The organism is Trinickia sp. NRRL B-1857, from assembly GCF_050470685.1.
GTDB lineage: Bacteria > Pseudomonadota > Gammaproteobacteria > Burkholderiales > Burkholderiaceae > Trinickia.
Genome location: NZ_JBFLUK010000011.1, coordinates 1,220,377 through 1,242,891 on the forward strand (window position 1 = coordinate 1,220,377; position 22,515 = coordinate 1,242,891).

Below are 22,515 nucleotides of genomic sequence, written 5' to 3' on the forward strand. Positions count from 1 at the left end.
GCCCCTCACAAGGCGGAAATGGACAAGCCGCCGTCCACGTTCAACACGCTGCCCGTTGCGAACCGCAACGCCCCGTCGGCCAACACGCCCACGGCGGCCGCCACATCGCTTGCTTCGCCCCACCGGCGCATCGGCACGAGCCCTTGTTCGAATCGAGCCTCGTAGCGCTGCGCGACGGCGGCCGTCATCGGCGTTCGAATGATCCCGGGCCGCACCTCGAACACGCCGATGCCCGAGGCGGCCAGCCGCAACGCGAACAACCGAGTCAACATCGGCAGTGCCGATTTCGAAAGGCAGTATTCGGCGCGCTCGGGCGAAGCCATCTCTGCCGACACTGAGGACACCGAAATAATCGATCGGGCGGGTCCCCCTTCTCGTTGCGTCGCGAGCATATGTCGAGCGAGTGCCTGCGTCATGAAGAACGTCCCACGCAGATTCACGCCGAGTACGGCGTCGAACGCTTCGGGGGTGACGTCGAGCAAATCGCCGCGCGTGGGTGACCCGATGCCTGCGTTGTTGACGAAACAATCCACCGCACCCGCCCAATCGATGACTTGCTCGAGCGCCTGCCCGTGCGCGGCCACATCGTCGAGCCGCGATTCGACGAACAGCGCTCGGCGTCCTTGGGCTTCGATCTCCGCTAGCGTCGCCTGCACTTCGGCGTCGGCCGCGGCATCGGTGAAAGCGACGTTATAGCCTCGCTTCGCCAGTTCGACCGCGATTGCACGGCCAATCCCGCGGCGCCCACCGGTCACCAGTGCGGTGGGCACATGCGTGTCGTTACGAAACATGATGGTCTCCATGCGGCGACGGCGTCGTGCCAGCCGAAGTAGACCGGGCGCCGAGCGCGGCACGCAGATGCTCGCCCACCCGTAACGCCTGTGCGGCGATCGTCAATGCGGGATTGAGCGCCGCCGACGAGGGAAAGAAGCTGGCGTCGACCACATACAGGTTCTCGTGGTCATACGCCTTGCACTGCGTATCGAGCGGTGCGGTCGACGGATCGGTGCCGAAGCGCACGGTGCCGCATTGATGGGACGGCGTGTCGTCGCCGAATCGACGGCTCATCACCAGCGGGAAGCCGGCGTTCTTGAGCATGCGCTTCGCCTTGTGCACTAGCCGCTCGTGCGCCTTGAGATTGGTTCGGCGCCAAGAAAGACGAATTTCTCCGTTCGCCCCCACCTCGACGCGGCTTTGGGGACGCGGCAGATCCTCCGACATCGCATACAGATCGACGCTATGGTTCGCGAGGTAGCGCAGCGCAACGCCGGGAACGTAAGGCATGACGCCGCGTAGCATCGGCTCTCGGATCTTGCCGAGCATTTGCAGATTGCCTAGCGGCCAACGATCGTGCGCACCGCCGAAGTAGAAATCGTTGACCGAAAGCGTCTTCGGAAACCGCGTGTCGTTGACCCTGCGCGGGTCGACCGCCAGGATCGCGGTGCAATTGTGGTTCATGTAATAGCGGCCGACCGCATCTGACGAATTCGCAAGGCCGCGCGGCCACTTGTCGTTTTTCGATGCGAGCAGCAACGCCGCGCTGTTCACGGCACCGGCCGACAGAACGAAAAGGTCGCCGTATAGAGTCTGCGTGCCTTCGCGCGTTTCGACGATCGCGGCTTCGATTCGGCGCCCGGACGCGTCGGTCACCAACCGGCTCACGCGCGCGCCCGTCATGAGCGTTACCCCGCCCTTTTGCAGGGCAGGACGCAGTAGCCGCGTTTCGGCATCGCCTTTTGCATCGATGCGGCACGGGAATGCGTCGCAGGTCGCGCAGCGGATGCAACTGCCGCCGTCGCCGAAATCGACTGCGGACGGCATATGGAACGGATGCAAGCCCTGTTCTTGTAGCGCGCGGCGCAGTCGGGCGACGACGGGCTCGTCCGGAATCGGCGCGTGTGCATACCCGTGCGAGCGCGAAGGCTCCGTCGGATCCTCTCCTGCCGCGCCGCGCACACCGAAAAGCCGCTCGGCTAAACCGTAGTAAGGCTCGAGGTCCGCATATTTGATGGGCCACGCCGGCGAGATGCCTTCTTCGTGCTCGAGCGCCTCGAAATCCGCCTCTCGGAACCGAAACATCGCCGTGCCGAAAAATTTCGTATGCCCGCCGACGAAGTAGTACTGGCCCGGCCGATAGCTGCGGCCGTCGCCGTCCGTCCAGGTTTCCTTCGCGCGATACCTCAGTTGGCCGAATACGGCTTCGGCGTCCCAGTTCTCCATCTCGCGGGGCAATGCTTCGCCGCGCTCGAGCACGAGCACGTCGAGCCCAGTCCCGGCAAGCTGCCACGCCACGGCACTGCCGCCGACGCCCGAGCCGATGATGACCACGTCCGCCCGCTTCACGAGATCCTCTCTTGCGTTTCAGCGTCGAACAAGACGAGCTTGGACAAGTCGACGCTCAACCGGCAACGCTCCCCAGCCGTGTGCGGCATATCCGCGCCAAGACGGGCCGCGACCTCGATGCCGCCCATCTCCAGCATTGCGTAGGTATCGGGGCCGGTCGGCTCCATCACGAGTACTTTGACCTCGATCTCGCGCAGCGCGTCCGGCGCGCGCGTGCTTTCTACGCCGATCGCCTCCGGCCGCAGACCGGCGATCACGCGCTGCCCCGCATACCGTTCGACCGCACGCGGCTGAGCGGGAAGCGCGATGTCGAGCGACGCGCCGGCCTCGCCGATGCGCAAGGCCAATGCCCCGTCGGCCGCGACGAGCGTGGTAGGCAGCAGGTTCATCGAGGGCGAGCCCATGAAGGTAGCGACGAACGTGTTGGCCGGTGCGTTGTATATCTCGGCAGGCGTTCCGAATTGCTGAATGACGCCGCCCTTCATCACGGCGATGCGCGTCGCCAACGTCATCGCCTCGATCTGATCGTGCGTCACGTAGACGATCGTCGCGCCGAGCCGCTGGTGCAGCTTCTTGATCTCGGTGCGCATGTCCACGCGCAGCTTGGCGTCCAAATTCGACAGCGGCTCGTCGAACAGAAACACTTTCGGATTGCGAACGAGCGCTCGCCCCATGGCGACGCGTTGCCGCTGACCTCCCGAAAGCTGCCCCGGGCGCCGATTCAGCAGGTGCTCGATTTGCAATAGACGGGCGGCATTCGCTACGGCTTGCTTGCGCTCCGCTTTCGGAACCTTGCGCATCTCGAGGCCGAAGCTAATGTTCTCGCCCACGGTCATGTTCGGATAGAGCGCGTAGCTTTGAAAGACCATCGCGATATCGCGCTCGCTCGGATGCAGGTCGTTGACCCGATCGCTGTCGATGCGAATCTCACCGTCGGAGATCGTATCGAGACCTGCAATCAGAGACAGCAGCGTCGACTTTCCGCACCCCGACGGCCCCACGAGTACGAGAAAATCTCCGTCGCCGACATCGATATTGATGTTCTTCAGGATTTCAGTCGGGCCGAATGCCTTACGAACATTGGAAATATGCAGCGAAGCCATGTGCTTACCCCTTTACAGAACCGGCCATCATGCCGCGCACGAAGTAGCGGCCACCCACCATGTAGACGAGCAGCGTGGGCAGCGCGGTAATCACCGCGGCCGCCATCTGCACGTTGTATTCGCGCACGCCGGTCGACGTGTTGACGATGTTGTTCAATGCAACCGTGATCGGCGCCGAGCTACCGGTCGTGAACGATGCACCGAACAGGAAGTCGTTCCAAATGTTCGTGAACTGCCAGATGACCGTGACGGTCGCGATCGCCCCCGAGCAAGGCAGCAAGATGCGCCAGAAAATCGTGAAAAATCGCGCCCCGTCGATCATCGCGGCCTTGACGAGTTCGTCGGGAAACGCGATGTAGAAATTGCGAAAGTAGAGCGTCGTAAAGCACAACCCATAGACGACATGAACGAGCACGAGTCCCGCAATCGATTGGGCGAGCCCGATCTTGCCGAGGAAAGTGGCCATCGGAATCAGCACGATCTGGAACGGGATAAAGCAGCCGAACAGAATGAGCCCGAACAGAACGTTGTCGCCCTTGAAGCGCCACTTGGTCAGCACGTATCCGTTCAAGGCACCGAGGATCGTCGAGATGGCGACGGCCGCTACGACCATGCGCGTCGAATTCCAGAAAAACCCTTTCACGCCGGAGCAATCGAGGCCCACGCAGGCTTCGCCCCATGCCTTGAGCCAGGGTTCGATCGTCCAGTGACGCGGCAGCGCGAGAATGTTGCCGCTATACACCTCTTGCAGCGGTTTGACGGACGTCAGCAGCATGACCGCGAGCGGCACCAGATAAACCGCCGCGAAAACGGTCAAAAGCCCGTAGATGACGATTCGCGCGAGGTAGTTGTGCTTGCCCGTTACCATCTGCGGGGCGTCCCAGCTATTGGTCGACATGGTTTTCTCCCCCGCGACTCAGTGCGTGCCGCCGGTACGGCGCGGCTTCAATTCGGAATATAGGTAAGGCACCATCACGGCCGCGACCGTGCACAACATCATGACGGCGCTTGCCGCGCCCATGCCGAGTTCGTTGCGCGTGAAGGTGAACGAGTACATGAACGTCGAAGGCAATTCGGTCGCATACCCCGGACCGGCGCCCGTCAACGCCACCACGAGCTCGTAGCTTTTGACAGCCAGGTGAACGAGAATGACGAACGCGGATATGAAGGCCGGGCGCAACTGCGGAATCACGATGCGGCGATAAATGGCCGGCATCCGGGCGCCATCGATCGAAGCCGCTTTGATCATGTCTTGGTCGATCCCGCGCAGGGCCGCGAGAAACATCGCCATGACGAAGCCCGACGCCTGCCAGACCGCGGCAATCACGACGGTATAAATGGCCATGCGATCGTCGATGATCCAATCGAATCGGAAGCTCGACCAGCCCCAATCGTGGAACAGCTTCGTGAGGCCGAGGCCCGGGTTCAAGATCCATTTCCAGGCCGTACCCGTCACGATGAACGAGATCGCCATCGGATATAGAAAGACGGCGCGCAGCACGCCTTCGGCACGGATGCGCTGATCGATCAGAATCGCCAAGAAGAGGCCGATCGCCATACATAGAACGACATAGAGCGAAGCGTAAATACCTAAGTTGACGATGGCGACATGCCAGCGCGGATGCGCCCACACCCGCAGGTACTGCGTCCAACCCGCGAAATGCAAATTGGCGAAAGCGCGCGATTGGGTGAAAGAGAGGACGGTCGTCCACGCGATGAATCCGTAGACGAAAATCAGCGTGGCGACGAGCGTCGGCGAGAGCACGAGCTTCGGAAGCAACCTTTCCAGCTCGTTGAACCGGCTCGCTCGACTCGCCGCTCCGGGACGCGAGCTTTGCGCCGCATCTGGCGGCGAGACGCGCGCGGCCTGTTGTGTCGTATGCATGGCAACCCCCTTTGCTGCGAAGGCTAAGAATGCGCGCGGCATTGCGCCGCCGCGCGCTCGGCTAACGTCGGGTGCGCTACTTGGCGTTCGCGACAGCGTCGACGAGCTGCTTCACCGCATCGGCCGACGATTGATTCGAATTGAAGAAGTGCGTCACGACGTCGTAGACGGCGTTTTTCGGGCCGTCGGGCATGGCATGCCCATGGGCGAAGCTGCCGACCATCGTCCCGTTCTTGACCGCTGCCCGCAGATCGGCCATCGACTTTTGCCCGCATTCGTCGAAGCCGCCCGCCGGCACGTCCAAGCGCGCGGGAATCGAGCCTTTGATCTGGTTGAACTTGGCTTGCACGTCCTTATCCAGGACCGTCGACGCGAAAGCGTACTCACCGGGCAGACTCGCATCGCTCTTCTTGAAGGTCGCGAATTGATCCGTATTGAAAATAAAGTCGCCCTGCGTACCCGGGTATTGGAAACACAAATAATCGACATTCGCCTTCTTACCCGCATTCGCGAACTCGCCCTTGGCCCAATCGCCCATGATCTGCATGGCGGCCTTACCGTTGATAACCATCGCTGTTGCGAGATTCCAATCGCGTCCCGGGAAACTCGGATCGACCATGCCCCGCAGCGAGCGCATTTGATCGAAAGCCTTCTCCATCGTCTTCGAACCGAGCGCTTTGGGATCCAGATCGACGAGTGCTTGCGTATAGAACTTGGGGCCGCCTGCCGACATCACGGCGCTGTCGAATAGCGTCGCCTCTTGCCACGGCTGTCCGCCGTGCGCCAACGGGATATAACCGGCTTTGCGAATCGCGGCCGCATCGGCGACGAGCTCGTCGAACGTCTTCGGCGGCGTCAAATGAAGCTGATCGAAGATCTTCTTATTCGCCCAGATCCAGTTCGTGCGATGAATATCGACCGGCACGGCGACCCAATGCCCGTCAACCTTCGAGAACCGTTGGATCGGGCCCGGCACCAGCTTGTCCCACCCCTCCTTCGCCGCTACCGGATCGAGATTCGTCAACAGATCTTGCGAAGCGTATTCGCCGATCGTGAATCCCAGCATCTGCATCGCTTCGGGCGGGTTGCCCGACGCAACGCGTGCTTTGAGGACCGTGCGGGCCGCCTCCCCGCCCCCGCCCGCTATCGGCGCGTCCTTCCAACCGAAGCCGCGCTGCTTCAGGCCGTCTTTAAGCACCGACAGCGCGCGAGCCTCGCCGCCCGACGTCCACCAATGCATGACTTCCACGGTTTTACTATCGGCTGCCGCAGCCGCCGTGCTTGCGCAAACGGCAAGCGTTGCTACCAGTGCCAATACGGTTCTTTTCGTCATCGTCTCGCTCCAAACGGTTTCTCTCTATCGGAGATGGATATTTGCCTGCGGGTTGGACCCCTCTCGGGGTCTCGTTGCTGCTTAGTACTACTAAACGATTTACTTAAGCCAAAACTGACGGCGCGGGCCAATATGCAATTGCACTGTTTTCGTCTCCGTGTAATCCTCAACGGCTTGCTTACCGAGCTCGCGCCCCACGCCGCTTGCTTTGAAGCCGCCGAACGGGAGTTCCGGGTAGCCGTCGAGGAACGTATTGACCCAGACGGTGCCGGCATCCACGCCGCGCGCGACCGTAAGGCAGGTATCGATGTCCCGGCTCCAAACGGCGGCCGACAAGCCGTACGCCGTATCGTTGGCGATTTCGATTGCATGATCGGCATCGCGGAACGCGATGATGCTGAGCACCGGCCCGAAGATCTCTTCACGTGCGACGCTCATGTCGGGTGTGACGTCGGCGAGGATCGTCGGCTCCAGGTACAAGCCGCCGCCGTCGCGATAGCGCCCGCCGCCGAGTCGTACGGTCGCACCTGCTGCGACACCGCGCTCGATGTGGTCGAGGATGTCGGCCATCTGCTGCTCGCTGACGATCGCGCCCACTTTCACGTCCGGATGTAGCGGATCGCCGACGGGGACGCGGCGGGCACGCTCGATCACGGCGGCGATAAACCGCTCGACGATCGCTTCGTGCACGATGACGCGGCTGCCGCTGTTGCAACATTCGCCGGCGTTGAAGTACACGCCGAATACGACGGCGTCGACCATGGCGTCCCAATCGCAATCGGGGAAGACGATCTGCGGATTCTTGCCGCCCAGCTCGAGCGCCACCTTCTTAAGCCCTTTCGACGCGACGCCCGCGAGCATCGATCCGACGGCCGTGGAACCCGTAAACGACAGCATGTCTACGTTCTTGCTTTCCGCGAGCGGCTGCCCCACTTTCGAGCCCTTCCCGGTGACGACGTTGGCGACCCCGGCGGGCACGCCAGCTTGCTCCAAAATCTCCATGAGCATGACGGTCGTGCCCGACGTCAGTTCGCTGGGCTTGATGACGCAACTGCATCCGGCTGCCAGGGCAAACGGCAACTTTTGGCAGAGGATCCAAAGCGGGAAATTCCACGGCGTGATGATCCCGACCACGCCGATCGGCTGGCGCAGCACGAGTCCGACCATGTCCTCGCCGAGCGTGTCGTATGCGTCGCCGCTCAACGTCCGGGCCAAACTGGCGGCGTATTGCCAGAGATCGACGCACCCCGATACTTCCGCCCGGGCCTGTGCCAGCGGCTTGCCGTTCTCGAGCGATTCGACGAGCGCAAGCCGATCGACTTGCGCGGCGATGCCGTCGGCGACGGCCAGCAGCACGCGCGCCCTATCCGCTCCCTTCATCTTGGCCCACGGACCTTGGCGAAATGCGCGATGTGCCGCGTCGATCGCGGCTTGGGCGTCCTCGGGCGTTGCCGCGCTATAGCTCGACACCGCCGTACCGTGCGCGGGGCTCTTGCGTTCGACGCGCGCGCCGTCGCTCGCTTCGCGCCATTGTCCATCGATAAAGAGGCGGCCGTAATACGGCTCGAATCCCGTGAGGGGGGTGCCTTTCAACAGCGGTGCGAGATCGGGTTTGGAGTCTACGGTCTTCATGTCACATGCCTTTGAATTGAGCCGGGCGTTTTTCGCGAAAGCTCGCCATACCTTCGCGCGCGTCGGCGGTGGTTGCGGCCAGTGCGCCCGCCATCGCTTCGAGCGTGACGGCCGTGCCTTCACCGGCCGCGGCGTTGATCAATTGCTTAGTCAGTTGCACCGATACGGGTGCGAGGCGCGCGCTACGTTGCGCTAGCTCCAGTGCCGCGGCCAATGCCCCGCCCGGCTCGCTGATTTCGTCCACCAAACCGATCTCGGTCGCACGCCGAGCGTCGATGCGTGCGCCGGTCAGCGCCAGCAGCTTCGCCTTGCTCGCGCCGACGATCGAGACAAGTCGCTGGGTTCCCGACCATCCGGGACAGGTGGCGATGCCTGCTTCTGGAAGCGCGAACGTAGCGGCGGGGTCGGCCACGCGAAGATCGGCCGCCGCAGCCAGTTCGAGCCCACCGCCGAAGGCATGCCCATTGAGGGCGGCAATCACGGGCAACCGCAACGTCGCCCATCGAGCGAAGACACGATGCCCGCGCGGCACCCAAGCACGCCACATATCGAGCGCGGCGAGAGCCGACCACGCGTTGATGTCCGCGCCGACGCAAAAGGCCTTGCTCCCGGCACCTGTCAGTACGACAGCGCGATACTCGGTCGATGCGTCGAGCTCGTCTGCGATGGCTTCGAGTTGACGAAGCATCGCGGGCGTCAGTGCATTGAGTTTGTCTGGGCGCACAAGTGTGACGATGGCGACGCTACCGTTCGCCTCGAGCTTGATCGGATCGGATTCAGGCACGGCGAGGCTCCTTCAATTGCAGACCATAAGGCGCGTCTTCGAATAGCGCCGCGTCCATCGTTTTCAGATCGCTTGCAACGGCAAGCGGAAAGTCCGCTTGTTCGAGCACGTCGCGCCTCAAGTCGACGCCAGGCGCGACCTCGATCACTTCGAGGCCATCGGATGCGAGGCGCATGACGCAGCGCTCCGTTACGTAACGAACCTCCTGTCCGCGCTCGCGCGCCATCGCCCCGCTGAACGTGACATGATCGACTTCGCGGACAAACTTCCGCGAGCGGCCTTCTTGCTCGATCGTGAGGCGCCCGCCACCGACGCTCAATTGCGCCCCCGCCGTGAAAAAGCCCGAGAACACGAGGCGTTTCGCGTGCGTCGTGATGTCGATGAAGCCGCCGCAGCCGGCAGTCAGATACGGCTTGCTCGGCAGCCATGACACGTTGACGTTTCCGGTGCGGTCGATCTGCATGAACGAAAGCAACGAAATGTCGAATCCGCCGCCTTGGAAATAGGTGAACTGTGTCGGCGACGGCACGATGGCATCGGCATTGGCCGAGCAACCGAAGGCAAAGCCCAGCAGCGGCATGCCGCCCACCGCGCCTTGCTCGATCGCCCACGTCACGTGGCCGTCGAGCCCTTCTTCGAGCAGCACGCGCGGCACGTTTGCCGAGATGCCGAATCCGAGGTTGGCCGCATCGCCATGCGCGAGCTCCATTGCCGCTCGGCGCGCGATGACCTTCTCCGCGCACCAATCGCCGAACGAGAACGTGTCGTCCGCGACCTTGATCTCGCCGCTGATCTCCGGGTCATAGTCGATCTGCGTCGTTTGCTTTTGTGCGGGATCGACGACGATGTAGTCCACCAAATTGCATGGAATATGCACGCGTTGGGTCGGTAGCGAGCCTGCTTTGACGACGCGTTTGACCTGTGCGATGACGATCCCGCCGTTATTGCGCACGGCGAGGGCTTGCTCGCAACCGCCCAATAGCGCCCCTTCGTGCTCGTAGGAAAGATTACCGCGCTCGTCGGCGGTCGTCGCACGGATGATGGCAACGCGGGGAACGATGTTCGGAAAGAACAGCCATGGTTGGCCTTCGAAATCCACCTTGCGCACGATGGGTTCGGCTTGCGAACGCGCATTCATTGCACCGCCTTGACGCGCCGGATCGACGAAGGTATCCAGCCCCACCTTCGTGAGCACGCCGGGGCGCTTGGCCGCAACGTCGCGGTGCATATCGAACAGGACGCCGCTCGGCAAGTTATAGGCGCGAATCTCGTTGCCGGCGATCATGCGCCAGATCTCGGGCATCGGCAGGCTCGACGGGCCGCTCGGCAGCGAGCCGGCAATGACCGTATCGATGAGTCCCGGTTTGGCGAGATGATCGATACCCTTGATGCCGTACATGTCACCGGCAGCGATCGGGTGGAGCAGCGTGAGCCGCTGCGGATGCCCTTGTTGCTGGAAGCGCGTGCCGATCGCGGCGAGCGTCGCATCGGGACATCCCAATCCGCTCGACGAACTGACCGTAACGACATCGCCGTCGCGGATGAGGCGCGCCGCGACGGCGGCCGGCACCACTTTGCTTGAACGCACGTTCTAACTCCTAGTCTCGTTTCAATGCGCGAATTGCGGGGAGACGGTCACGCGTTCTCCGCGTTCGGCCGATTGCTCGAGCGCGAGCGCCGCGGCTAACGAGCGGAAGCCGTCCTCACCCGTTGCTGCCGGTGCTTCGCCTACCAAGACCGCACGATGGAATTGCTCGACGGCGGTCACATAAAGGTTGCGGTGGGCCACGGGGATCGCTTGGGTGCCGCGCTCGGAGCGCAGCTCGATTTCTCCGGCCGCTCGTTGCGTCATCACGTCTCGTGCGATCAGGGAGCCGGCGCTGCCGTGCACCTCAAGCCCTGTGGGCGCATAGGGCACGGTAAATGCGTCGTGGATTTGAGCGAGCACACCGTTGTCGAAGCGAACGATGCCCATGACGCCATCGGCCAGTCCTGTCTGCGCCATTCCCGAGGATGCAGTCATCGCCATGACTTCGACCGGCTCCGCATCTAATACGAAGCGCAGAGTGTCCGCATCGTGCACGGAGATATCGAGCACGACGCCGCCCCCGGCCTCTTTTCGATCGATGCGCCAGCCGCGCAGGTGCGGCGGTAGCGAGACGGCATGAAACACGCGCGCATAAAGCGGCGTTCCGATCTGTCCTTCGCGAATGAGTTCACGCATACGCCGATGCGAGGCTGCGCAACGAAGATGATGATTGGTGGCGAGCACGACACCGGCCGCCGCGCAGGCTTCGATCATCCTTTCGGCGTCGGGCTGCGACAGCGCGAGCGGTTTTTCACAGAGGACGTGCTTGCCGGCAGCGGCGGCAGCCAGGACTTGCGGAAGGTGCTTCTCGTTCGTGCTGCTGATATAGACGGCGTCGACAGCCGGATCGGCTAGGACGCTCTCCAGCGTCGCGCTGGCTTGCTCGATCGAATGCTTGCCGGCGAACTCCCTCGCGCGTTCCGCGCTGCCACTCACGACGGCTTTCACAATGCCGTCGCGCTGAGCGCGAATTGCATCGACCATCCATTCGTCCGCGATGGTGCTCGCGCCGACGAGCGCCCACCCTATCGTCTTCGCCATGCCGTCGTCCTCCTTTTATTGGAACGTTCCAATTCGTTGATTGGATCGTTCCAACGAACTGTAGTAGACTGCCATTACCGTGTCAAACGATTTTTGGAACGTGCCAATTGTGCAAAGCAATGTGAAATCTGGTCCGACGATTCAGGACATCGCCGCGGCTGCGGGGGTTTCCAAGTCGACGGTGTCGCTCGTGTTGCAGCAAAGCCCGAAAATTCGGGCGGAGACCGCGGAGAAGGTGCGCGAAGCGGCGCGCGCGCTCGGCTACGTGTACAACCGAGGCGCCGCTACCCTGCGCGGCAGGCGAAGCACGACGATTGGGATGGTCATCAACGATCTGACGAACCCTTTCTTCGTCGAACTGCTCGTGGCCATCGAACGCGTGCTGGCGCAATCCGGATACACGACGCTGATGGCGCATACGGCCGAAAGCCTCGAGATGCAAACGCGTGTCTTGCAATCGATGCGCGAGCAGAACGTCGCCGGGCTTGTCATGTCGCCCGCGCTCGGGACACCGGATTCGCTTCCTGCCGAGATTCGCTCTTGGGGCATTCCTTTGGTGCTCGTGATGCGTCCTATGGGCGCCGACGTCGATACGATCGGCGTCGACAACTTCGTCGGCTTTCAGCTTGCGACCGAGCACTTGATCGAACAAGGTCATACGCGGATCGCGTTTGCCGGAAACCGGGCTGGTTATACAGTGGCCACGCAGCGAAGGCAGGGATACTTGACGGCGATGGCAAGGCACGGGTTGAGCGTTGATCCGCAGTGGATCGTCGACGTCGAATTGACGCCGGACGGAGGACGCCAAGCTGTACGCGCGATCTTCGATTTAGCGTCTCCGCCAACCGCCGTGGTTTGCTATAACGATCAAGTTGCGTTCGGGGTACTGCGCGAACTCGATCGGATGGGCAAGCGCGCCGGGAAGGCGCTGGCCGTTGTGGGTTGCGACAATGTCGTCGCTTCCGAGCATACGAACCCGCCGCTTACGACCTTGTCGGCGGGCGCGGATACGCTCGGCACGATCGCAAGTGAGACGCTACTTTCGCGGCTCGACGAGGCAGCGGACGACGGGAAACCGATCGTGCAGTATTTTGCAACGCCGAAACTTGTTGTGCGGGAGTCGAGCGTTGGGCCTGTGGGGGTGCATGGGGATTCGTGATTCCGCGGGCCCCGATCCGACAACACGCCACGAACTCGTTCGAAGTCAAGGAATCCGCGCTGCTTGCTCGTATCGGGATCGGCGTTCGTGCGCTTAACCATCGCAGAGTGCCGCCATACGGCTTCGGCGGCACACCCTCCACGCCGCCCTACTTCCGAGTAGCAAACTTAATAACCCCCAACCCGGCTGTCGCGTCGAAGATCGTGAAATAGCCGTTCATGAGCGGCAAGCCGAGAATCGCGCCACCGTCTTGCTGCGCCGGCGAAATCGCCAAGATAGCTTCTCCCACGCGGGGGGCATCCACTTGCCAATAATTTTGCGGCGGCACGTCCAAGGTCACGTCTTGCCCCCCGCTCACCCCTTGCAGCGTGAAAGACAGTGTTGGCCAGTTCGCCAAGTCGAGCGCGTTCGTCGGCGTCGCTTGCCCTCTAAGCGCCGCGGTCAACACATCCCGGTGCTCAGGTTGCAAGCTGGCCACGATCCGGTTGAGGATCGCCGGCCCAAGAACAAGCGTATTCGTTCCGCTATCGACGATTGAGTTACTTGGCATCCCTTGTTGCGGACGTGCCGGCACCGGGAATTGCTTGCCCCCGACGCTAACCGACAACAGGTTCGTGCTATACCAAGCGTCCGCCAGAACCGCCGCAATCTGAAAAGTGCCGGTATAGAGATCCGTCGCTTCCTCTCCGCCGCCTAGGATAAGGAATCCTTGGTTCATCGGATCCTTGCTCGGGTCCGCGCCGGTTTTAACGAAGGAGCGACGCGTCAGAAAAGCCATCTTCTCCTGCAACACGCCTTCGTTCGCCAACTGCATCAAGCAAGGAATGACGGAAGAGCGTCCCCCCCGTTCCACCTGAGCTTGCGAATATTTCTCGGGCCATGTGTTTTCAGGTAGGAGGTACGCATCGTCGAGAGGCTGATACGCTAGCCCGAGTATGCCGTCCGCCTCCCGGAACATATTCGGCGACGCGCAGTACGCAACAGCGACGGCCACGTCGGTTCCGGTCACGTCGCCAATCTTGACGGTATCTTTAAGTACCGCACCCAACCACTCGCTGCCATCGCCGTACGAATCGAATTGGGCTAGACGTGTCGCTGTCGTACCGTTGCCGAGTGTTGGAGAATACTTCTTCCCGTCGACCGCCAAGGCGCTGCTGCCGGTATCGAGGATAAGGTTTAGCGTTTTTGCGCTATTACCATTGCCGACCGTAATGGCGCCGGTGTAATCCCCACTCATATTGATGTTGGTGATGGGTATCCGTACCGAATTCGACATGATCGCTTCTCCGTTGGGCGTGCGGATGGCCGATCCATCTTTAGGGATCGGTCGATGGAAGCCGGTTGCAGCGCTGCTGCATCCCGGCTCGGAACGACATAAAGAACATCGCTGCGCGCAACGACCGAACAATAGAGCGATTCTTTCCGCAAAAGATATGAGGTATAGCTTAGGTAGGCGGGAACAAGAATTTCAAGTAAGTGAACACCCCTAATAAAAATATAAATTCGTTAGCCAGTTACTAACGAATTTATAACGATGGTTGGAAACCGTTTCCTACGTGCTTTTTTACTTTTTATCGGCGGAAATGGCGCACTTCAAGCACCGGCCACTCCTATCAATGACCGACGCGATAAACCCGGCCAGTTTGTATGCCGTCGACGCTGCGGCGATAGGCCATTGCCACGCGCGCTGCCGGTACAGTCTCGAATCCGCAAAAGAACGAGCCGAAGGCATCCACGGACTCCGTCAGCAAGGTCGGGCTGACAGCATTGATACGGATGCCACGCTCCAACTCACATGCCGCCGCGCGCACGAACCCCTCGATTCCCGAATTCACTGCGGTCGCATTCGCGCCTTGCGCAATCGGTTCGTCGGCAACGATCCCCGTAGTTAGCGTGATCGATCCGCCGTCGTGCAAATAATGCTGGCCCACGAGCGCGAGACGCACTTGGCCAAGCAACTTGTCTTGCAAGCCGACGTTGAAATCTGCCGCTGTCATTTTCCCGATCGGGCCGAAAAACAAGCTACCGGTGGTCGAAACGATCGCGTTCGCGCGGCCAATCTTTTCAAAAAGGGCGGCCACGCTATCCGTATCGGTGATGTCGACTTGGTAATCGCCGCGCGTGCGGCCTACGCGGACGATTTCGTATCCATCGCTGCGCCCAAGTTCATCCGCGACGGCACGACCCACGGTTCCGCTGGCGCCGATGACGACGATCTTCATGATGTGCTCCTTTTCGAATTCCGGTTGGAAGGCCCCTATTCTTCTACGAACCGACGATGCGATATATGTGCTTTAATTTCGAATACCCTTAACCCACAGTTCGCAATATGGACAAGCTCCGCGCCATGGAAACGTTCGTCGCCGTAGTCGAGCGCGGCAACTTCACCGAAGCGGCGCAGCAGTTGGAGATGTCGGCGGTTATGGTCGGCAAATACGTGCGCGAACTCGAGGACCGCCTGGGCGCACGCTTGCTCGAACGCACCACACGGCGCCAAAGTTTGACCGAAGCAGGCCGCGTATTTTTCGAAGACGCTAAGCGGGCGCTGGAGCAGGTGAGGATGGCCGAGACGTCGGTAGAACGCCTGCGCGCGTCGCCGTCGGGCACATTACGTATAAGCGCTCCCACGACGTTCGGGGCCTATGTGGTCGCTCCTCTGGCAGCGACTTTCCAACAGATGCATCCGAAAGTGCGCATCGAACTGGAGTTCAGCAACCGCATCGTCGATCTCGTCGAAGAAGGGTTCGATCTCGCCGTGCGCATCGGCCAACTAGCCGATGCCGATTTGATCGCAAAGCCGTTGACGCTGTATCGCATGGTGATCTGTGCGTCGCCGGACTACCTCGCGCGGCACGGACGCCCGCAAAGGCCGGAAGATCTGTCCACGCATCGCTGCCTCTCGCATACGGCTTGGGGCGGTCGTAACGGTTGGAAGGTCAAGGACTGGGAGGGGCCGGCGCATTGGGCCGACCCGGACTTCACATGCAACGACGGCAACGGCCTACGCATGGCTGCAATCGCCGGCGCGGGCTTGCTATTGCAGCCGGAGGTGTTGGTGGCCGACGACTTGGCGCGCGCAAGACTGGTCAAGGTGCTGGAGGGCTATTGGCCCGAGCCGCACCCCGTTCACATCGTCTATCGACAAGACCGGCGACCTCTGCCGAAACTCACTCACTTCATTGCGCATTTGCTCGAGCACGCGGCGGAGCAAGTAGCGGCATAGCAGACTCAATTCGGCATCGCTTCGTAGTGAACTTCCTTACGCCACGTGCCGTTGACGAATTCTTCGTCGGTCACCCTCATCTTGCCGCCGTCACCTTGGGCACCCTCGATGTGACGCTCCACCGCGATCGGCGTGTCGTGCTCGACCCGATACGTCGTGGCTTCGTTCGTACAGTTTTGTCGAATTGACGAGCGGACGGTCGCCCTTGCCTTGCAGCGTCAGGAAGACGTTCGTTAGGCTGATCGTCTGTTCCAATTTCGACTGCCGCTTTCCATAAACGAGCAGTTGGGCCGGCCCTTCGCAAGTGGATTCGCCGGACCTGTCCGTCGATGCGCGCGCGTGTTTGCGAACCGTCGGCGATCCCGAGTTCGCCTTTACGCGTTTTGCCACTCGGTCAGCCCTTCCCGAGCATTCAATTCGAGAAACGTCGGCATGCTGCGTAGCCGCTGTATGTAGCCGGCGAGATTCGACCATGAAGTGGCGGGGCGCGGCATGTTTCGGGTCCAACGCATCAGCATCACGGCGAGAAGATCGGCCGTGGTTAACCGATCGCCGAGCAAATACGGACGGCCATCGCCGATCAAACTGTCGAGCCGCGCCATCGAAGCTTCGATTTGCCGGCGCGCAAACGATTTGACCGCCGCAGCCCCCTCCGGCTCGCCGTCCGTCGCGGCATAGAACCACGCTCGCATCGCCGGCAACAGGGTGTTGGCAAGATAGATCATCATCTCGAACCACTCCGGCCGTTCCGGCGAACCCGGCGGTGGAGCCAGTCCGGCGTTCGGATGTCGTTCGGCAAGCAGCATCAATAGCGCGGCCGACTCGGTTCGCGGCACGCCATCGACCACGAGCGTCGGCACTCGCCCCATCGGGTTCAGCCGCAGATATTCCTCGGTGCGCTGCTCCCCCGCATCGAGATCCACCAGCCGCGTTTCGAACTCGACGCCCAACTCGAGTAGCATCCAGTGCACGGCCATACTTGCGGCACCGGGTGAATAGTAGAGGATGTACGACATGGTCCGGCTCCGGGAAGGTGACTTCGCAACCGCGTGATTCCCTCTCGGGAAATCAACCGGTCAATGAATTTCTTCGAAGCGCTGAATTCGCACCCCGTCGACTTCGATCGATTCGAAAAACGACGCCTTGGGACGGCACCACACCTTGCCCTCGGTGGATCGGTAGACGATCACCGGTGTGTGATCCGCTTCCATCGTGGCTTCGCAGACTATTTCGTAAATTCCGCCTTTGTAGTGCCGATAGCGAACCGTCATCTTTTGATCTTTATTCCTCGAATGACACATGCTCGCCGTCGCGCGACTGCCGGCCGAGCTTGCCCTCGCTTTCCATGGCGTCCTGCCAAGCGATCATGGCATTCGCCACGGCCTCTTTCTCGCCGCTGAAGGCAAGCACCGTTTCCCCGCACGACGGACATATTCCGCCGAACGCGGCATGAATTCCGTTCATCTTCCTCGTGTCCAGGGATTGGAAATCCGTGAACGCGGTTTTACACGAACCGCACGTCAACTTCTCGGGACGCAATGCGTCCACCTTCGCTTGTGCTTGCGCGACGCGTTGTTCCTTCGTGCCACGCTGTTTTGCCTGTCCCATGCCTACCCTATCGATGCAATGCCGCGGCGTCGGGATCGTCGTCCCGACGCCTGAACTCAATTATCCAACCGTCCCGCTTTTTCCCGGCTTAATTTACAACGCGTGCTGAACGGCGCGAGCAGATCCGGAGATGTCTTGGCCGACTCCCGCGATCGTGTTGCAGCCTGTCAGCACGAACAAAGCACCGACCAAAACCAGCATCGTCATACGAACCTTCGACATTCTTTCGATTCCTTTCATTTGAGCCGGAACACGCCAAATCGGCGCCGCTTGCGACGCGCACGGCCGAAATATGGTACCCGACCACGCAATGAGCGTCGACAAGTCGATCGAAAGTGCTCAACGTACAAAAGCATCGCCGCCATGGCAACGCATGGCGGCTTTCGTCTATGTTATTCGCGATGTTTGGATACTAGCCGGTCGCGCGCCCAAGCAGGCACCCCACAACCGGATAGAACTTACTCGCGACACTACATATTGGATGACGGCGACATCGACATACTCGGGCAGTAGTGCGTCGCGCTGAGGTAGGCGGTTTGCTGGGAGCGATCGCCGCTCGCGTTCGACGTAGGCGGGTCGATAAAGATCGACGCGTTGTGCGATCCCGCCGGGGCGGTGAACGTCATCGTTATCTTCCACCAATTGCCGGCCTTCACAGCGGTGAGCGAAGTGGGCTGCCCCGCGCCCCACGTTCCGCGCACGATGCTGCCGGTGTTGGTATTGAGCGCCCATGCGAATTCAGTGCCGCTCGGATCGTCGGTCTGAACGGACCCACCGGGGAACACCGTGGCGTTCGTCGTCGCCTGAACGTAGTCGCTGAACGTATAGGTCTGCCCTTCCTGCACGCGAATGATCTCGTGGATGTTGGAGAAAGGAGACCCGTTCGTCGTGGTGACCAGGGCAGCACGCTGACTCGTTCCGTAAATGTCCCCGGCCGCTTGGGCGGTCCCGCCGTTGCTTTGGCTCCAAGCTTCCGGCTCCGTCAGACTCAACGGCGCATTGACCAGATTGCCCGCGTAGCAAGCCGCGCCGTTCGGATCCTTGGACGGACCGTAAAAGCTCGCGATGCTCGATTGGATTGCGTTGTCCGTCGTACTCAACGTGGCTTTACTGAGAATCGCGCCTTCGAAGAACTGCACGGGCGCCGGGCTGCCGTCGCCGCCCTCGCCGAGCGAAAGACCGCCTTGCCATTGGCCGTTGAATGCATGTCCGGCGCTGTTGCCGAAAATATACGCCTCGGGAGGCACGCCGTCGTAAACCGCGGTGAGCACGCCTTGCGAAGCGTCCCCACCCTTGACCGCGAAGACGTTCGATCCCGTGACGGGCGAGTACTTGGACAGGACCGTGACGAATTTTTCGTTCGACGCTTGTTGCGGACCGTAAAGATAGACGCCGGCTTCGGCATCCACGCCCGGCCAGTTCACGTTGAGCCCATTGCAGACAGGGTCTTTGACGTTCGGCGCTTGGTTCGAATCGCCTTCGCAATAGCCGAATACCGCTGCGGCACCATCGGAGAATGCAAGCGCGAACATCTCGCCCTCGATTTCACCGTGCACATACGTGCTCGGATCGGCGCTGCTTTCCATGTTGCCGTACGTCCCGCAGCACGTCGAAGACTGATCGTATTGCGCGCCTGCCACCATGTATTCCGCGATGTCCGTATCGCCGATCGATTGGTTCACCGTACCGAATCGATTGCGGTATGCCTGACCGCCCAAGGTCGACAATGCCGGAATCTGCCGGCCGGCCGAGGCAATGAACGTCAGGTTCGCCGGCCTCCCCGCCAATGCCGGTAGGTCGTTCCCGACCGTGAGTTGCTGCGTGGGCGATTGCGCCGTGAGCGCGACTGGCGGTTGCAGCAACTGCACTTTGAGTTGCCCGCTAGTACCAGGCAGCGTAATCGTGGCGAAACCGTTCAGTACCGGAACGGTGACAGGGTTTTGCGAGCCGGGGCCACTGCTGGGCAGTGTCAACGATTGGGTCCCATCCTGGTTCAACTTGAGCGTCGCCGGCACGTTGCCGAATGCACCGCCCTTGATCGAACTGACAAGATCCACCTGATCGTAAATAGACGACACGGCGCACGACGTCCCATTACAGAACGACTGAACGCTCTTCACGTTCGCCGTGCCGATCAACGTGCGCTTGGCACCGTGCGGTAGCGTGAACGACGTATAGGGATAGATATCCTGCGTTGCACCGTCCGAAGTACGCACGAGACGGAACAGCGGTCCCGTGTAGTGCTTCGTGAGAAGCCGCGTGACGCTGTGCGCCGCCGAGCACGGCGTACCCGCATCGGCAGCCGCATCGCAAGGCAACGGCTGAGTGGCGCCGACTTCTGCCTGCGTGCTGGCGCTTGCGAGCGCCGTACTCGTCGGCGGCGTGCTGACATTCGCCACACTCGCCGAGGTGCCACCGCCCGACGACTCGCCGTTGCAAGCCGTCAAAGCGACAGCGGCAGAAAACAACAATGAAACCAGTCCAGCTGCTCTAAACGTCATGATCCCTCCAATAAGCGAGTATCGGATTACATGCCAATCATTAGGACAACTAAACATCTATAGGTAGCCGTTACCGATGAGGTACGACCATCTAGGAATAACCGACACGACGATCGGTATGTATTGAATAGCCGGCCCCGAGCTCAGGCTCGCGCGCCCCGAGGCGCGGCTTGCAGGCTACCTGCGGTAGAGAGCGAGTGTCAGCGCATATAATATTATTTATTATTACTAACGCTGACCCCTAGTACATTCCCGTATACGCTCGCAGCCCGACGCGGCCGGGGCCGGTGAGTCGTCGCCCAGGTTACCGAACGAATCGGTTTGTCTTGCTCGGGTGCCGACTATTAGTAATTATTAACCGCCTCGCGCCGAACGAAGAAAGGTAGGTGGCTACCGGCGTAGCGCTGTCGTATCGCGTTCGTCGCTGCTCGCGCCGTCTGCATCGCTTCGCACCGTTATCTTTTGGCGGACGACATGGCCTTGCTCCGCCACGTCGTCGTCACCCTCCGGCGACCCGGCGCCGGGCCTCGCACTCGTCCAGAGGTGCCGCAATTGCTCGCGCTCGCGCTCCTCGGCGAACACGACCGTCGAGGGCTTCAGCAAGTCGTAGCGAGAAACGATGCCGATGAGCCGATACGTTTTCTCGCTTTCGACCACGGGCACGCGATCCAGGCCTTTCACCGCCAAGCGCGCGGCCACATTCCGACAGGTCTCGCCCGGCAACGCAACGTCCGGCATCGATGCGCCGAACAGCGAGCCAACCGGCGCATCGCCATCGGCCGCGGATGCCTGATCGAGCCGTGCGCGGTCGACGATTCCCACGAGACAACCCGATCGCACCACGGGGTAGGCACGAAATTTTTGGCGCGCCCCGAAATAGTCCTCGAGGACTTCGGCGATCGGCGTTTTCGCCTCGATCGTCGCGACGTTGCGCGTCATGACCTCTTCGACGTAATGACGTTCCAATGGATCGATGCTGTACTCGCGATAGATGTGATAGCCGCGACGCGCGATCTTCTCGGTCAGAATCGATCGGCGCATGAGAAGCACCGTGAACCCATAGGCGACGGCGGCGGCGGCCAGCAGCGGCAACAAGGCATTGGCATCGCCAGTGAGTTCGAACGCAAATACGGCGGCCATGATCGGCGCGCGCATCATTCCACCCAGTGCCGCGGCCATGAATATCAGCGGCCAAACCGCCGGATCGCCACCGGGCATATAGGGCGCGGCGAGTGCGCCTACCCCTGCGCCCATCATCAGCAGCGGAGCGAGCACCCCGCCTGAAGTGCCCGACGCCAAAGCGATGACCCAAACGATGGCCTTGATCGCGACGATCGAGATCACGGCCTGTGTCGCGAGATGCCCAGCAAGCAGGTCACCGATCACGTCGTAGCCGACGCCGAGCACCCGTGGTTGAAAATAGCCGCCGATCCCCACGGCGATCGCCCCGAGCGCGGGCCACCACATCCAATGGATCGGCAGCTTGCCGAATGCATCTTCGACCTTATAGAGCCAGGTCGACAGGCCCCATGAGAGCGCCCCGGCGATCACGCCCGCAATGGCCGACGAGAGCAGGCCGATCGGGCCCAGCACAGCCGTATGGAGCGGAAACAACGGACCGGAGCCGAGCAGCAATGGCCGCGTGAACCCAGCGACGGCGCATGCGATGGCGACGGGCAACAAACTACGGGGTCGCAACTCGAACAGCAGCAACTCGATCGCAAGCAAGACCGCCGCAACCGGCGTACCGAATACCGCGGTCATCCCCGCCACGGCGCCCGCCACCAATAGCGCCTTTCTTTCCGCACTCGTCAGATGGAAGTATTGCGCCACAAGCGAGCCGATCGCACCGCCGGTCATGATGATCGGCCCCTCGGCACCGAAAGGCCCGCCGCTGCCGATCGCGATCGCCGAAGCCAGCGGCTTGAGAACGGCGACTTTCGGGGACATTTTGCTCTTACCGAACAAGATCGCTTCGATGGCCTCCGGTATCCCGTGGCCACGAATCTGTTCGGAACCGAAGCGGGCGATGAGCCCCACGAGCAAGCCCCCGATCACCGGGATAACGACGACGAGCAGCCCCAGTGTATTGCTCGAGGGCGGGCGATTCGCCGCCGTGAGTTGGTGGTAGAAGAACAGGTTCGTAAACAACCGAATCAGGTGCAGCAAAAAATCCGCCGCGACCGTGCTCAATGCGCCGCCTACGGCTGCGATCGCGCTGATGCGCAGCAGTCGGACGTCTGTTGCGAAATCGCCTTTGTCCCCGCTCATGAACATCCCTCTTCGAGCAGCCGAATCCCCTCCGGCCAACGGCA

20 protein-coding genes are annotated in these 22,515 nt (G+C 61.5%); 2 read left to right on the plus strand and 18 right to left on the minus strand.

Annotation, left to right across the window (positions count from 1 at the left end; genetic code table 11):
• Window positions 1–5 precede the first annotated feature (5 nt).
• The 10 genes from AB1286_RS26300 to AB1286_RS26345 all read right to left on the minus strand — a co-directional run bounded on the left by AB1286_RS26300 (window position 6) and on the right by AB1286_RS26345 (window position 11,709).
• Window positions 6–791, minus strand: a complete 786-nt coding sequence (locus tag AB1286_RS26300) for a 3-ketoacyl-ACP reductase (protein ID WP_430366151.1) — start codon at window positions 789–791, stop codon at window positions 6–8.
• Window positions 781–2,343, minus strand: a complete 1,563-nt coding sequence (locus AB1286_RS26305) for an FAD-dependent oxidoreductase (RefSeq protein WP_430366152.1) — start codon at window positions 2,341–2,343, stop codon at window positions 781–783. The genes AB1286_RS26300 and AB1286_RS26305 overlap by 11 nt, the downstream gene beginning before the upstream one ends.
• Window positions 2,340–3,446: an ABC transporter ATP-binding protein gene (locus AB1286_RS26310; protein WP_430366153.1), complete on the minus strand. Its 1,107-nt coding sequence runs from the start codon at window positions 3,444–3,446 to the stop codon at window positions 2,340–2,342. The genes AB1286_RS26305 and AB1286_RS26310 overlap by 4 nt, the downstream gene beginning before the upstream one ends.
• A 4-nt stretch (window positions 3,447–3,450) precedes the next feature.
• Window positions 3,451–4,314 carry a carbohydrate ABC transporter permease gene (locus AB1286_RS26315; RefSeq protein WP_430367323.1) on the minus strand — a complete coding sequence of 288 codons (864 nt, stop codon included), beginning with the start codon at window positions 4,312–4,314 and terminating at the stop codon, window positions 3,451–3,453.
• 48 nt (window positions 4,315–4,362) lie between these two features.
• Complete coding sequence (locus tag AB1286_RS26320; protein WP_430366154.1) at window positions 4,363–5,331, minus strand: carbohydrate ABC transporter permease; 969 nt, start codon at window positions 5,329–5,331, stop codon at window positions 4,363–4,365.
• A 76-nt stretch (window positions 5,332–5,407) separates the two neighbouring features.
• Window positions 5,408–6,664 (minus strand): ABC transporter substrate-binding protein, encoded by a 1,257-nt coding sequence (locus AB1286_RS26325; protein ID WP_430366155.1) that lies wholly within the window; start codon window positions 6,662–6,664, stop codon window positions 5,408–5,410.
• 99 nt (window positions 6,665–6,763) lie between these two features.
• Window positions 6,764–8,296 carry an aldehyde dehydrogenase family protein gene (locus AB1286_RS26330; RefSeq protein ID WP_430366156.1) on the minus strand — a complete coding sequence of 511 codons (1,533 nt, stop codon included), beginning with the start codon at window positions 8,294–8,296 and terminating at the stop codon, window positions 6,764–6,766.
• 1 nt (window position 8,297) lies between these two features.
• Window positions 8,298–9,080: an enoyl-CoA hydratase/isomerase family protein gene (locus AB1286_RS26335; protein WP_430366157.1), complete on the minus strand. Its 783-nt coding sequence runs from the start codon at window positions 9,078–9,080 to the stop codon at window positions 8,298–8,300.
• Entirely contained in the window at window positions 9,073–10,668 is a 1,596-nt protein-coding gene (locus AB1286_RS26340) for an acyl CoA:acetate/3-ketoacid CoA transferase (protein ID WP_430366158.1), read from the minus strand. The genes AB1286_RS26335 and AB1286_RS26340 overlap by 8 nt, the downstream gene beginning before the upstream one ends.
• Window positions 10,669–10,689: 21 nt before the next feature.
• Entirely contained in the window at window positions 10,690–11,709 is a 1,020-nt protein-coding gene (locus AB1286_RS26345) for a Gfo/Idh/MocA family protein (protein ID WP_430366159.1), read from the minus strand.
• A 121-nt stretch (window positions 11,710–11,830) separates the two neighbouring features.
• Between AB1286_RS26345 and AB1286_RS26350 the strand changes: the two genes are divergently transcribed.
• Entirely contained in the window at window positions 11,831–12,868 is a 1,038-nt protein-coding gene (locus AB1286_RS26350; RefSeq protein ID WP_430366160.1) for a LacI family DNA-binding transcriptional regulator, read from the plus strand.
• A 148-nt stretch (window positions 12,869–13,016) separates the two neighbouring features.
• On the opposite strand, the gene AB1286_RS26355 is transcribed toward AB1286_RS26350, so the two are convergent.
• Both AB1286_RS26355 and AB1286_RS26360 read right to left on the minus strand, forming a co-directional pair.
• Window positions 13,017–14,144 carry a pepsin-like aspartic protease gene (locus AB1286_RS26355; protein WP_430366161.1) on the minus strand — a complete coding sequence of 376 codons (1,128 nt, stop codon included), beginning with the start codon at window positions 14,142–14,144 and terminating at the stop codon, window positions 13,017–13,019.
• Window positions 14,145–14,481: 337 nt separating this feature from the next.
• Entirely contained in the window at window positions 14,482–15,090 is a 609-nt protein-coding gene (locus AB1286_RS26360) for a short chain dehydrogenase (RefSeq protein WP_430366162.1), read from the minus strand.
• A 107-nt stretch (window positions 15,091–15,197) separates the two neighbouring features.
• Between AB1286_RS26360 and AB1286_RS26365 the strand changes: the two genes are divergently transcribed.
• Window positions 15,198–16,091 carry a LysR substrate-binding domain-containing protein gene (locus AB1286_RS26365; RefSeq protein WP_430366163.1) on the plus strand — a complete coding sequence of 298 codons (894 nt, stop codon included), beginning with the start codon at window positions 15,198–15,200 and terminating at the stop codon, window positions 16,089–16,091.
• A gap of 374 nt (window positions 16,092–16,465) precedes the next feature.
• Here AB1286_RS26365 and AB1286_RS26370 read toward each other — a convergent pair whose 3' ends face one another.
• The 6 genes from AB1286_RS26370 to AB1286_RS26395 all read right to left on the minus strand — a co-directional run bounded on the left by AB1286_RS26370 (window position 16,466) and on the right by AB1286_RS26395 (window position 22,471).
• Entirely contained in the window at window positions 16,466–17,107 is a 642-nt protein-coding gene (locus AB1286_RS26370) for a glutathione S-transferase family protein (RefSeq protein WP_430366164.1), read from the minus strand.
• A 60-nt stretch (window positions 17,108–17,167) separates the two neighbouring features.
• Entirely contained in the window at window positions 17,168–17,362 is a 195-nt protein-coding gene (locus tag AB1286_RS26375) for a DUF1653 domain-containing protein (protein ID WP_430366165.1), read from the minus strand.
• 10 nt (window positions 17,363–17,372) lie between these two features.
• The gene (locus AB1286_RS26380; RefSeq protein ID WP_430366167.1) at window positions 17,373–17,699 is read right to left on the minus strand and encodes a hypothetical protein; all 327 of its coding nucleotides are present in this window, start codon (window positions 17,697–17,699) and stop codon (window positions 17,373–17,375) included.
• A gap of 93 nt (window positions 17,700–17,792) precedes the next feature.
• The gene (locus AB1286_RS26385) at window positions 17,793–17,921 is read right to left on the minus strand and encodes a hypothetical protein (RefSeq protein ID WP_430366168.1); all 129 of its coding nucleotides are present in this window, start codon (window positions 17,919–17,921) and stop codon (window positions 17,793–17,795) included.
• 248 nt (window positions 17,922–18,169) lie between these two features.
• A complete protein-coding gene (locus tag AB1286_RS26390; RefSeq protein WP_430366169.1) occupies window positions 18,170–20,200 on the minus strand; it encodes an arabinofuranosidase catalytic domain-containing protein in 2,031 nt (676 codons plus the stop codon).
• Between the two features lie 390 nt (window positions 20,201–20,590).
• Complete coding sequence (locus tag AB1286_RS26395) at window positions 20,591–22,471, minus strand: chloride channel protein (RefSeq protein WP_430366171.1); 1,881 nt, start codon at window positions 22,469–22,471, stop codon at window positions 20,591–20,593.
• Between the last annotated feature and the right edge of the window lie 44 nt (window positions 22,472–22,515).